The sequence below is a fragment of the Oceanospirillum multiglobuliferum genome, assembly GCF_900167095.1.
Lineage (GTDB): Bacteria > Pseudomonadota > Gammaproteobacteria > Pseudomonadales > Halomonadaceae > Oceanospirillum > Oceanospirillum multiglobuliferum.
Genome location: NZ_FUXG01000013.1, coordinates 51962 through 64987, shown reverse-complemented (window position 1 = coordinate 64987; position 13026 = coordinate 51962). Strand labels below are relative to the sequence as shown.

The window sequence follows — 13026 nt, the reverse complement described above, 5'->3', positions numbered from 1 at the left end:
GTCATTGATTTAGGGCTAAGGATATTCGATATCCTTTCCAGTTTATAACAACAGCATTGCTATTTATTTCTTCTACAGTGCCATTCCCATAAACTTTATCACCCACTCTGTAGAAAAATACTTTACCTGAGCGCCCTCCCCAGCGAACTTTTGCAACGAGACTGCCAGCACTATTGGATTCGACTTTTTCCAAGTAATAAATTGGTTTCAACAAATAATCACTACCATCAAAACTAACTATTACACTTTCTTTATCCACAGACCTTACATTTCCAGAATAATGAAGCTGATCACCGGCAGAAAATTTCCATACACGATAAGAGCTATTACCTATCAACCAAGCCTCGTTATCATTAATGCTTAGAAGCGAATAAACTCGTCCATATTTATTGTTAAATTTCTTGTTATCAGCTTCAAAGCCAACCTCTTGGGATCTCTTCTTTTCTTCATTTATAGCGTACATATGCTCTAAAGAGTGTATGCCATCAGCTGCTTTCAGCGTGAATTTACCCTCAACTTCAAAAGAGTCCTTCATTTTATACACTATACAGCGTTGCTGGGTTTTTCTTAGCATATCACACCAAGAAACAGCCTCTTCTTTTGATGCAAAGCCTATAGCAGATAGCGCATACCAAGATACGCCATTGTTTCTATCTTCTTTATTAAACCCAATTTTTTCTGCCAAAATTTCCTTTACAGGCTTCAAATTAGAATACCGCCTTGGCAAGTCTCTCAATACAGCTTCAACCGAAAACTGATCATATACGCCAGACAACCTTACTAACCAATCATCTCTTTCAACCCTCACTGCCTTATCTAGCCAGCCACCCTCAGTATATGAGCGACGCTTAATCACCTGTGAAGACAATATAGTCTTCTGATTATACCTTGGCTTATCAGAGCCTCTATATAAAATACCTCCACCCAGTGCAGAGTAAAAATCAACAAAAGACTGATAATATTCTAAATCAAATACAAATAACTCATCTTTCCTTTTTTGATAAGAATGGGCCGAATCCAAAAATGTTAGAAAGTCAATTCCACCAACTTGATACGACTCAAAGCCAAATTCATATGCAATTTTAGAAGCCTCTGTTGAGACACGCTGTATCTCAAGCCTATCCTCAGAATATTCTAAGCTTGCCAGCGCATCTTTCGCACTCTGCAAGCCTGCATATAATGTAAACACATAAGACTCTACAAGCTCTGCTCTAACCGCCTGAGAGTATTTAACCTGCTGCTCTTTTTTACCACCGTCAAAAATAGTCGCTGTTAAGCTGGAAATAAAATTCCACATTAATGTATGAGGCTGAAATAGCTCATCAAAGTTTGAACTACCAAAGCCAACGCCTGATGAGAGTGTTAACGATGGTAATAGTGCTGCTCGGGCGACATGCAAGTCAGCATCAGCAGCCAGCATAGCGGCTTCAATCGCACGAACATCAGGTCGCCTTAAAATATAGCTTGATGATATTGATCTTACATCTGCAGGCAAGCGAACCGAAGACAGTCCGTTATTAGATAAAGCAAGTTCACCGGGTGCTACACCAACAAGACGGGCAATTTGATGCTCAAGCTTCTTTTGCTGTAATAATAATGATGGCAATAGTATTTTTGAATTATAAACCGAAGAACGTTGCATCTGCATCTCTACAGCGGTTGCATCACCCTGCTCATACAATGCCTCCATAGAAGTTAACATAGAGGCTAAAGCTTGTTCGCTTTCTTTTGCATTAGCAATACGGTCATTCAAAGATAAATATTCCAAATATCTTTTAGAAAGTTCGGTCACTAAATTAAGAAGCTCAGCATCATACTGATAGATCGCTTGCTTTAGCTTCAAGTCCGATGACCGGGACAAGTTCTCTCTTTGCCCCCATAGATCAACAGTATAGGTCGCATCCAATCCTATATTGTAAGTGCCACTATTCGCTTTAGGTGAACCCCCTTTTGCAGTTGAATCCACACCGCTTTTAGGAGCATTGATGCTATACCCTGCTTTGGCGTTCACATCTGGCAATGATGATGCGTCTGCTTGTATTGACAAGGCTTTCGCTTGAACAACTCTTTGAGCTGAAATTTGCAGTGTCTGACTGTTAACAACAGCTCGATCTATAAGCATCTCAAGCTCATCACTACCTACAAAGCGCCACCATAAGTCGAAGCCAATATCACTAGGCATCACGCCCCTGGAGTAGCCAACCTTTTTTTCGTCATTAGCAGATACTGCATTAATACTATCAACTTGATCGCCAATTTCAGGCAAAGTAACAATATCATCACTGTTCTTTCCATCAGAAACACTACAAGCTGACAGCAACAATAAAATACTTGCGGTCTTCAATATCTGAAGGCCATATTTTTTCAGACTAAATTTTTCAATTTTAGAAGATTCTACTATAAACATTTTTTATTAATTTAGTGATGAAATGAAATTTGCAATTGCATGAGCTCTTTTTTCCCTCAAGCCGCTCTTATCCCCGCTAACCATTACTCTAATTTCTTTAGTGAATTTAATCAAACCCAATAAAACCACCCAATAATGTATATTTTTCTCTTCGGCCTTATTAAAAGGCGCATATGCTCTATAACTATCAACAAAAACATGAAATCTAGAGAAATCAATTTCATCCATATACTTTTCTGCCATGGAAAGCTCAAAAGCGCCATCTAAAACATCAATAATTCTAGGCCCATAAAAAGCATTGTTAAAGTCGAAAAAAACAGCCTCACCATTATCAATCATGATATTTTTTGATGCGACATCACCATGATTATGTAAAATTTCTACACCCTTGCTATTCTTTGCAAGCTTTTCTAAGTCTGATACAGAGTCATAAACTCTATTCATAATATCAAAACTAAGCTTCAGCGACTCGCTTCTATCAGCTAATTCTAAATATCCAGGATATGCATCCAACCATATTTTAGCCGTATCTTTAAAAGTAAAAAGCTCTGGCAGTTCAATTTCGTTATTAATCTGAGCAAGATGTAAGCTAGACAGCGACCTTGAATATGCATCAATATCATATTCTGGTTTTTTATTTATAACACCTGGAAGAAATTCAAATAACAGGGCAGGATGATCATTGACTTTCAAAACACCCCCTGTTTTCACAGGTACTATCTTCGCCGTTTTAACACCTAAATCAACTAATCGAGCAATCAGATCAAACTCATAAAAAACATGTTCCTCTACTCGGCTTTGAGGGTAATTCCCTGAGACCTTGAAAAGCTTTAACAAATATATACCTTGCTTACTATAAACTTTGTACACCTCATTCTCTGTTGAGACATTCATAGCCTCAACAATAACATCATCTAAAGGATAGTGTTCAGCTACAATTCTGGATAACTCTCCAAGCTTACCGCTAGAATGTATTACACCCTCTTTAGATCGGTCATATATGCAAATTGCTTTAAACCTATTGAGAAAGGCATCTCGCTCTTTTGAGAACCCTCTAGATGGAAAGTAAACATAAGCATCTATCAAGTGCTGTGTTAGCGGTGTGTGTGGCAGCAGATTTTCCCAGTAACCGATATCGCTAATAATCGGTATCTGTTCCAAATGGTAAACGGCACACTTATTTGAGGACATGGTGTTAATCAAATGCCAATCTTTTGGCACATCCGCTTCTCTTGTCGGATCAATTTCAATAAGTATATCTATATCAGAGCCTAACTTCAGCATTCTGCCATGTACAAAGGGTGCATTATATGTACCCATGTCTTTTCTCGCAGCAGAGCCCATAATCCAGACTCTTTCAACAGCAGATTTCGTTGCCACATTATTCTTTATTGTAGACAAAATCTTTTCATACAGCTCATTTTGATACTTCTTATCAAAAGACTTTTTAGTCGGCTTAATGAAACCAATGTCATACAAAGCTACTAATGCCGACCATTTTTTATAGAGAGCATCTGCATCCTTCGCCCCTGAAAGGCCACTGGAAGAATATGGGTAAATCACTTTTTTTGTAGCAGGTAGATACAACCAACACTCGGGATCAGACTCGACATTAACAACAGTCCCTGACTTAACCGTATAATAAAGATCAACAACCTGACTTTTTATTAAATTTATATCATCAACTGAAATACTGTTTTTATTCTTAGAGATAAAGTCAAACAACCTATAGGAGTCAGAGTACTCTCGGATTTTTTTGTAGTCTGCAGGCACCTTAAACTCATCATGAGTTACAAAAACCTTTAAAACTTCACCTTCATAAACTCGAATATTGTTTTCAGAAGTTGTGTTAAAACCTATATATTGAAAAATATCGCGTACTTTAGGTAAATGGTATTTCGCAACTTTTAATCCCAGAATTTTCCCAGGTACATTTGAGGCATCTAGTGTAAAGTCAACATCGTTATCTTTAATTAGCTGTAACACCTCGTCATAGCTTCTGGCATAAGGAGCATCAATATCCACGCTACTAAATATTCTAGTAAGCTCACGAAAATCAATATCATCTAACAGAATTTTATATTGGCGATAGTGCAAGTGGTATCCATCACCACAATCTTCTAATGAGATCCGACGAGGGTGGTATTTGACATCAGTGCTAAGCCTTGACTCAGTCCAAATCCTGACATCCTCTTGATTAGCATTTGCTAAAACTCCATCCTGATAGTTTTTATCCGTAATAATCTGTAGCAATTCTTTTGACTGGCTGTTGAATGCAGCAGAGAACTCTTCGAACTCGGCTCGGCTCAGCTCAATTCTAAGGTCGCGATAGTGAATATGAATATTCTCTTCCATGTCTAAAAAGAGATTTCTGTGACGTGGACTGCTAAGTGCCGAATCATCCCTATATATCACCTTTTTGACTACACCCACAACCACCTCCATAAAACCAAACGAGCGCAACACTGCAATCGAAAACCTATCACCCAGAGAACTCGTTGATCATACTACAAAAAATAACAATTTCTAACAAAGCTTTAATCCTTTTAATTATTTCATTGCCCAATATCAATTGGTTCGTCCTGGTTTTTGACCCTAGAAAAACCACACGATATATAGACGATCTCAAACGAGAGCTCACCACCCTATTTAGCGCTCTGAAAAATCCAAACTCTAGCAATATATAGACACTCATTCTGCCAAGACCATGCGCACAGACTCCCCCCTACTTAACACCAAGCATCTGTAAAGAGAGCTTGCCACCCTCATTTAGCTAATAAGTAAAAACCTAAAATTCACACAAACCCCTTATACTTGAAACAAGACAAGCAAAGTTCGCCAGTCCTATATCATAATTAACAAGAGGGATATAAAAATGATATCAATCCGATATTAATAAAATTTTCTAGCACTAAAAGAATACCGCCTATATTATAAAAACATGCAAGCAATAGAGCACTAGCCTGCTATAGCCGAATATTGGTTAGTAACTAAAACCTTAGCTTAACTCTCAAGGATAGAAGCATGTTTAACTCTTTATTGAGCCGTTCTCCTCGCTCAAAGACTCCATTAAAAAGCATCAACCTCCGACCACAACTACAAACTGACGCCAGCCCATCCTCCTTATATGACCAAATGTGGGCTGCAACCACTTTGTATCAACAAACAGCACTACACTCTGACTTTATACAAGGCATTGCACACTGCACATTAGACCCTGACCAATATGGCCAATTTACTGTGTTAGATGCAGCATACTGTAGTTATTCGGTGGCAGATTACGACATAGTGATCCCAAAAGCCCAAAACCCAGAGATCAAGAGTTTCTGTGAGGCGCGTCAGAAAGACTATGAAAACTATAACGCTGAAGTTTTCGCAGGTTGGCACATTAAAGACCCCGCAGGGATAAAACTCACAAGCATCGCCCAACAATATGCTAGCTTTGAACGCTATGTAGCAGAAGAACTTGACCCCCTCTATTTTATTGTCGCCATGACGCCTTGTATCTCATTATGGACTTACATTGGAGTTAGTTTGAACCACTATGCAACACCGCAGAATTTATACAGTAGCTGGATTAAAGCCAATCAAGTAGTTGACGCACCTAAAAGTATGGCAGATTTTATCAATGCACATGCGAATGAAATGAATCAACAACTAGCAATTGATATATTCTCGAAGTGCATGCAGTTTGAGTGCAATATGTTTTTAAGCGCTTGTAATCAACCCCCAGTCTAGCAAGTGACAAATAAACTATGTTTAACCTTTAAAATAGGCAGTTATTTTGTCTAAAAAGTGGAATTATATGATGAAACATCTATCCAATCCTAAACTTGATTATCGCGATAAAGTCCTCAACAATCAGCCAGACTCTCTTGAGCGGCGCAATATACTCAAACAAATAGCGGTTGCAGCTGCCCTTGCTGCCACGCCTTTATCCTCTGTATTTGCCTCGACTCAAGATCAAGATCTTGTTATTGATTTTTTAGAGATCAGTTCATTCTTAACAGGGATTGAACTTGATCGTTCTTATATGCAATTGGGTCACGATATATTGCAACTGCTATTTCTAACCGATTTCAACCCCTACCACATACGTCAACTCTCTGCTGAGATTAAGCACAACCGTACATTCGATCCTTTTAGTTCTGTGTGGAACAAGCTAGCACATCGCACGCTAACTGCATGGTATTTAGGGCAAATAGAGATCAGCCCTAAGTATTTAACCAATGCCAATGTGCAACGTATTTGTAGCAATTTACGTGGGCACACTAACCCCAAGCCTCTCTTAAATGCCAATGGCTCTATCACTGCGATGATCAGTTATGACGAAGCATTGGTTTGGCAAGCCTGTGATTTTACTAAACCATCAGCGACTTGCGGAGGCCCATTTGGGTACTGGGCAAATCCTCCTGCAACAAAAGCTTAAGCTTTGTCTCATAACGGAATTCTCTAGATCAAAAATGGAGTGCAATAATGTCGGAACAAACAAGATACAGTGAGTCAAACCCACAGGAAACCATTGATGCCGATGTCGTCATTATTGGGGCTGGCGTTGTCGGCGGTATGATGGCTTGGAAACTGTCACAGCAAGGTTTAAATGTTGTGATCTTAGATGCAGGTGCAAGAGTTGATCGGGTCAATGCCATTAATCGTTTTAAGAGCAGTGTAGATAAAGGTGCAAACTCGCCTTACGAAATGATGCCCTGGGCACCTGTCCCGGATGATGATGACCCTCTAAGCTACTATGTGCAGCCTAACTTACCCCCTGAAGGTGCGCCACAAGAGCCTTTAAAACAGATGGCTTTTGAAGGCTTTTTTATGCGCTTGGTGGGTGGAACCTCTTGGCATTGGACAGGCCATGCAGAGCGCCTATTCCCAAATGACTTTACAATGAAAACCTCGTATAACGTAGGTAAAAATTGGCCTATCAATTACAACGAGATTCAGCCTTACTACAATCAGGTTGAAGATGCGTGGGGAGTTGCAGGGGACGCTAGCTGTATAGCACCACCAAGAGACAAAGGTTATCCAATGCCTGTTGTACCTCGTTCCTATTTGGATAGAACGCTAGGCGCAGGTGTTGCAGATAATAACCTTGGCCCAGACAGCCAACCTATCCCTCACTGCCGTAACTCCATTCCTAGAGATAATCGGCCTCAATGTTGTGGCAATTCAAGTTGCTTACCGATTTGCCCTATTGGAGCAAAATACGATGCCAGCGTGCACGTTCACAAGGCAGAACAACTAGGAACCAGAGTGCTACCAAACCGTGTGGCTTACCAAGTTGCGTTAGATAATAAAGGTGAAGTTTCGGGTATTTACTACCGTAATTTTGATGCTGATCCTAAAACTGGCCCTATTGGTGTTGCTAGGGCAAAGGTTTATGTTTTAGCTGCCCATGCCGTTGAAAGTGCTCGTTTGATGCTGTTATCAGCAGGTAAGCACAATGTACCTAAAGCAGGTTTATCTAACTCTTCCGACCAAGTAGGTCGCAACTTAATGGGATTTGCCAACGTCAATACCATTGGCTATGCACCTGAAAGCATGCCCGTTTACCCTTACAGAGGTCCTGTCAGCGCGACAGGTGCTTTTGGCCAATGGCGTGATGGTGAGTTTCGTAAAGACTATGCCTCTATCGCGCCTTTTATTATCAATGCTGCTTTTCGTTTTGCTAATGGCCCACTTGATGAGGCTAAAAGCGGTATCGCACAGGGCTTATATGGTGATGAGTTACGCCAGTATATTGATAACCGTACTGCTCGCCAGATTAACCTACACAGCACCATTGAAGTTTTACCGCATGCCGATAACCGTATCACCTTATCTGACAAGCTTGATCCACTAGGGTTACCTCGCCCAGAGGTTAACTTTAAACTAGATGAATACACCCTCAAGGGCTGCCGTACCGCATGGAATTGGCACATGAGTGTTTTCCATAAGCTAGGTATTAGAACCATAACCGATGACCCAATGCCAACGGATAGCGATCAGGACTGGGAGGCTTTTATTCGTGGAGATTATGCCAAAGAGTACAAACTTAGCCTAAGTTCTGGCGATGCGGTAATCGCAGGTACTGTATGTATGGGCGACAACCCCAGCAATGCCGTTGTGAATCGATTCTGCCAGAGTTTTGATAACCCTAACTTATATGTCGTAGGCACCGCTAATTATCTAAGCGTTGGTAGCGCATCACCTTCTCTTACTGCTGCAGCCTTAGGATTGCGCAGTGCTGAACATATTCTCAGTCAGTTCTTCCAGCCAACACAGGGAGCGTCGGCATGAAAAAAGATAAAAGCTTATTACACTCGACTCAATTGAATCGCAGAACCTTATTGAAAGGTTTAGGCGTCACAGCCGCTAGTGGCATTTTGGGCGGTAGCATTGGCTGTGCAATGCCTGCCATTAATCGCTCAATGGCGCGCCTTGGTCCGTCACCTAAATTGATCAATCCAAAAGAAGAGGTAGCTAAAAATGGCCTGCTGCAAGTCAGTATTGACGCACAGTACGGCAGGTTCGATCTTGGTGGACAGCCCGTCATGTTGCGCTGCTACGATGGCCTGCCTATTGGTAGAACTTTACGAGTAAAAGCAGGGGACACCATTCGTTTAAGCCTACACAACAAGCTACCCTACGACCCATTGCAGGATCTTTGTACCGCCATTCCAGATGATAGTGATAACAAGCCCCGTGGTTTTAACGTCACCAATATGCACGTGCATGGTGTTCATGTTTCACCGAATAGCCCTTCAGACAATATTTTATTATTGGTGAGTTATCAGCAAAGCGAACACTACGTTTATCAAATCCCCAAAGATCATCCACCGGGTACTTATTTCTATCATGCCCATTTTCATGGCTCAGTATCACTACAAGTTGCTAGTGGCATGGCGGGGGCGCTGATCATTGAAAGTGAAGGAGAAGAGGGGCTTAACAGCATTCCAGAAATTGCAGCCGCAAAAGAGCAGGTGATCTGCTTTCAAACTCAGCGCTTTGAAACAGAGTGGAGCAAAAGCTTACTCGGCAGCTCAATCGGCGTCTGTGAAAACTACGACTTGCTGAACACCTATGGCGACATCTATATCAATGGCCAGCTAAAGCCAACCATTACGATGCGCTCGGGTGAAGTTCAGTACTGGCGCATGGTAAACGCCAGTCATATGGCGAATATGAAGCTGAGCATTGAAGAGCACCAAATGACTGCGCTTTGTTTCGACGGCAATCCACTAGAAAAAACAGAAGCGATCGACCAGCTGGTATTGATTCCAGGCAACCGTGCGGATCTATTGATCAAAGCTAAAAAACCGGGCCTATACCCAATACACAGTGGCGCAGAAGGGGTTGAGAATGAAGTTGTCGCCTACCTTGAAGTCACAGGCGATAGCCAAGATATGCCACTATATAGCGGTAAATTACCACGCCCAGCTTCATTGGATAACATTAAAGATGATGAGGTAACCTTCGGTCGGCGTTTAGAGTTTGGTCTATCCGGTGACCCTACAGGGCCAAAATACACCATCAATGGCGAGCCTTTCTCTTGTAGCAATGCTTGGCAGATTCCACTGAATGCCGTGGAAGAGTGGGAGGTTTATAACCACACCGCAGAGTCACACCCCTTCCATATTCATGTGAATCCATTTCAGATGATTTCTGGTGGTGGCGTAAAGTCCGGTATTTGGTTAGACACTGTCAACTTGGAGCCTTTCCAGCGTCTTCGTTTCAGAACACGCTTTAAAGATTACACAGGTACTTTTGTTTTCCATTGCCATAATTTGACCCATGAAGACCTGGGTATGATGCAAGCAATTAATGTTTATCAACCGACTTAATCAATAGTTCATAAAGGGCAAGCCGCTGAATAGCCGCTTGCCCTTATTACTAACTGACCTGAATATAGCCCATCAAACCTGTTTTCATATGCTCAATTACATGGCAGTGGTACATCCATCGCCCCGGATTGTCAGCCACAAAAGCAGCCTTAGCTCGACCATTCTTACCCAACAAGATCGTATCGGTATGAAAAGGTTTTACAGGCTCGCCATCCATTTCTAGCACCCAGAACGTATGCCCATGCAGGTGAATGGGATGGTGGTATTGAGTGTTGTTGCGCAGATCAAATATATAGCTTTTACCCAGCTTTAAATTTGCCACTGGCTCTGGGATATTACCCGGCCCCATACCTTGCCAAGGGCGACGATTGATCAACCAGAATGTGGGGTGCGCCTGTCCGGATTGATCGCTAGGACTGATCGCCCCTTCCCACTCAAAAATGAAGTTCACCGTTTCGGCATTGGTCAGATCAGGCACAGGAATAGGGTTAAGAGGCAACTTTGGCAGGGTTCTTTTTTGGTGCGCCACAACCTGTTCATTACGGGCAAAGCTGGCCATAGGAAAACCAAATTTTCCTCGCATATGCTCTAACACAAAAGGCTTGGCAGTATTCGGCATAATAAACGCCACATCCAAACGCATCCCCGGCCCCATTTTATGTTGCATAAGAGGGTAAGGCTCTGAAATTGGATTGCCATCAATGGCGATGACTTGTGCCTCAACACCTTTCAAACGCAAGTGATAGGTCATGGTATTATCGACATTTACAACCCGCAACCGTACTAAACTGCCAGCTGGATAGCGATATTGAGGCTGTTTGAGACCATTCACTGTCCCCCACTCGCCCGGTGTTCCCATACGCGCTGCATAACGGGGCTGGCTCAACACTTGCCACTCGCCCTGATCATTAATATGCCAGTGCTTTAAGATCAAAGTTTCGTCGATATCGAAGCTCGGTTTAACGGCCTCTTCAACCACTAATGCGCCAACCAAACCGCGACCTAACTGTTCAACACTGTTCATATGGGGGTGGTACCAAAAAGTACCCCCATCAGGAGGTGTAAACTCGTAGACAAAAGTTTCGCCAGGCATGACAGGTGGTTGGCTTAGAAAAGGCACACCATCCATTTCAATTGGAATACGCAGCCCATGCCAATGAATAGTCGTGGGTTCGTTGAGTTTATTTTCAAACTCAATACGAATCGGCTGCCCCTGTTTGGCTCGAATAATGGGTGCTGGTGTTTGACCATTAAAAGCCATCACAGGCGTTTTAATACCTGTAACCAGCTCTGCCTCAGCCAATTCTGCTGTCAGTCGGTAATGATAAGGCTGCACAGCATTCACCTGAGCTAAAGACCAGCGAGGTAAACACAAACCTGCTGTTGATAATGCACCCAATTGTAAAAATTCCCGACGTTTCACAAGCTGCCTCGCAATCAAAGAGATCAATTAAGGGGAAATAGCATCAATCAGTTTCAACCTAAAATAATGGGCTGTAATCTTTTTCCAATTGGTCAAACTTCAACGAGCCAATAAAGCGGCCAAAACTTAACCAAGTCACTAAGCCGCGCAGATCTTGAAAGTGTGGCGGTAAGAACTTAGGTGCCACCACAATGCCTTGCTCATGCAACTCACTGATCAAGCGGAAATCATCAAGGTTGATTTTGCCCACCAAAAGCAGAGGTAACAGATCAATCCGACCCTTTTGCACCGCAACTCGGAAGAAGTTATACGTCAGCACAAAGCCTTTGATATAAGCCAAATCTTTAGTGAAGGGCAAACCATCCGGCAAGCTGCCACGAAAAGTGCGACTGGCAATAGTATAGCTATCCTCTTCACTCAAACCCTTGTCACGCAGATAACGGAACACCTCTATAAAATCTGCGCCATCCGTTGCTAAAGTAACCGCCCGAATTCGATTAATCAGTTTAGATAACCGCCTTGGAGTAGAGCGTAGCGTAATGATCTCAGTTAATACCGCTAAGCCTTCTTGGGTCACTGTTGAGCTAGGCGTACCTTTTGCTAAACAGGTCAGATAAGGTTGGGCCAAACCATTTTGAGTGGTTCCCACATGAATCCAGCCTTCATGAGCCTCTAGCAGATCAAGCTCTCTCTGAGAAAACATCACTTCTTTATTGAGTTTAATGTAATCACTACCTGCCGCTGCGTCACTGACAATACCGTCAGACAGAATCACGCGCGCATTCAGCCCCGGCATGCTTTTATTCAATACACTATCAAGGTAAGAAAGGGCCTGTTCTGCTGGAATATCTTTAGGGTCATCCGGTAAGATACTGTGATCCATCAGACGAACCAACGGCTCTTCCAACATAATGGCCAGTTCAGCAAGCGTTGGGTCGCCCGCATGGAAAACATCATGCGGATGACCGTAAAGCTCAACGGAATAGTAATGAAAGTCCGGCGTTCCCCGTGACTCAATCATACGCAACACTTGACGGTACTCAGTACACATCCGCTTCATCAAACGGGCCATAGGGTTTAACTGCCCGATGGTGCGGCTGATCTCTTGCTCCAAGGTACTGAAGGCATGGCGCAAGTTTTCTGGGTCAAAGCCTAAATCTCGTTGCAGATAAGTATCACGGGTAATATTGGGCAGGCGCTCTGCCTTATACTTAAAAAACTCCTGCTTTACACTTTTATCCCAGTTCACTGCATCTAACACACGAATAGGTGCTTGTAGCTCAACCATTTTGTCAGACAACTGGCGAACCTGATGCAAAAGTTTTTTATTATTGGCCATTTTTATCACCCAATATGGCAAAAGAAGA

Annotated in this window: 8 protein-coding genes; 4 read left to right on the top strand and 4 right to left on the bottom strand. The window is 42.4% G+C overall.

Translation table 11 applies throughout. The annotated features are described in order from the left end of the window. Position 1: 1 nt before the first annotated feature. Positions 2-2407, bottom strand: a complete 2406-nt coding sequence (locus tag B5D26_RS10185) for an efflux transporter outer membrane subunit (protein WP_078745632.1) — start codon at positions 2405-2407, stop codon at positions 2-4. Positions 2408-2413: 6 nt separating this feature from the next. Next, positions 2414-4840 carry a phosphotransferase gene (locus tag B5D26_RS10180; protein ID WP_159445642.1) on the bottom strand — a complete coding sequence of 809 codons (2427 nt, stop codon included), beginning with the start codon at positions 4838-4840 and terminating at the stop codon, positions 2414-2416. Between the two features lie 591 nt (positions 4841-5431). Between B5D26_RS10180 and B5D26_RS10175 the strand changes: the two genes are divergently transcribed. The 4 genes from B5D26_RS10175 (at position 5432) to B5D26_RS10160 (ending at position 10236) form a co-directional block, all read left to right on the top strand. Then, positions 5432-6145 (top strand): hypothetical protein, encoded by a 714-nt coding sequence (locus tag B5D26_RS10175; protein WP_078745630.1) that lies wholly within the window; start codon positions 5432-5434, stop codon positions 6143-6145. Between the two features lie 67 nt (positions 6146-6212). Then, a complete protein-coding gene (locus B5D26_RS10170; RefSeq protein ID WP_139776565.1) occupies positions 6213-6836 on the top strand; it encodes a sugar dehydrogenase complex small subunit in 624 nt (207 codons plus the stop codon). A gap of 47 nt (positions 6837-6883) precedes the next feature. Continuing rightward, positions 6884-8692 carry a GMC oxidoreductase gene (locus B5D26_RS10165; RefSeq protein ID WP_078745628.1) on the top strand — a complete coding sequence of 603 codons (1809 nt, stop codon included), beginning with the start codon at positions 6884-6886 and terminating at the stop codon, positions 8690-8692. Next, the gene (locus B5D26_RS10160) at positions 8689-10236 is read left to right on the top strand and encodes a multicopper oxidase family protein (RefSeq protein WP_078745627.1); all 1548 of its coding nucleotides are present in this window, start codon (positions 8689-8691) and stop codon (positions 10234-10236) included. The genes B5D26_RS10165 and B5D26_RS10160 overlap by 4 nt, the downstream gene beginning before the upstream one ends. 49 nt (positions 10237-10285) lie before the next feature. Here B5D26_RS10160 and B5D26_RS10155 read toward each other — a convergent pair whose 3' ends face one another. Together B5D26_RS10155 and B5D26_RS10150 are read right to left on the bottom strand one after the other, a co-directional pair. Then, positions 10286-11659: a multicopper oxidase family protein gene (locus B5D26_RS10155; protein WP_078745691.1), complete on the bottom strand. Its 1374-nt coding sequence runs from the start codon at positions 11657-11659 to the stop codon at positions 10286-10288. 58 nt (positions 11660-11717) lie between these two features. After that, positions 11718-12998 (bottom strand): flavohemoglobin expression-modulating QEGLA motif protein, encoded by a 1281-nt coding sequence (locus tag B5D26_RS10150; protein ID WP_078745626.1) that lies wholly within the window; start codon positions 12996-12998, stop codon positions 11718-11720. Positions 12999-13026 lie beyond the last annotated feature (28 nt).

What these genes read in the sequence shown, in the direction of transcription:
- B5D26_RS10170 (WP_139776565.1), top strand. Translation starts at nt 6,213, where the DNA reads ATGATGAAACATCTATCCAATCCTAAACTTGATTATCGCGATAAAGTC.
- B5D26_RS10165 (WP_078745628.1), top strand. Translation starts at nt 6,884, where the DNA reads ATGTCGGAACAAACAAGATACAGTGAGTCAAACCCACAGGAAACCATT.
- B5D26_RS10175 (WP_078745630.1), top strand. Translation starts at nt 5,432, where the DNA reads ATGTTTAACTCTTTATTGAGCCGTTCTCCTCGCTCAAAGACTCCATTA.
- B5D26_RS10160 (WP_078745627.1), top strand. Translation starts at nt 8,689, where the DNA reads ATGAAAAAAGATAAAAGCTTATTACACTCGACTCAATTGAATCGCAGA.
- B5D26_RS10185 (WP_078745632.1), bottom strand. Translation starts at nt 2,407, where the DNA reads ATGTTTATAGTAGAATCTTCTAAAATTGAAAAATTTAGTCTGAAAAAA.
- B5D26_RS10150 (WP_078745626.1), bottom strand. Translation starts at nt 12,998, where the DNA reads ATGGCCAATAATAAAAAACTTTTGCATCAGGTTCGCCAGTTGTCTGAC.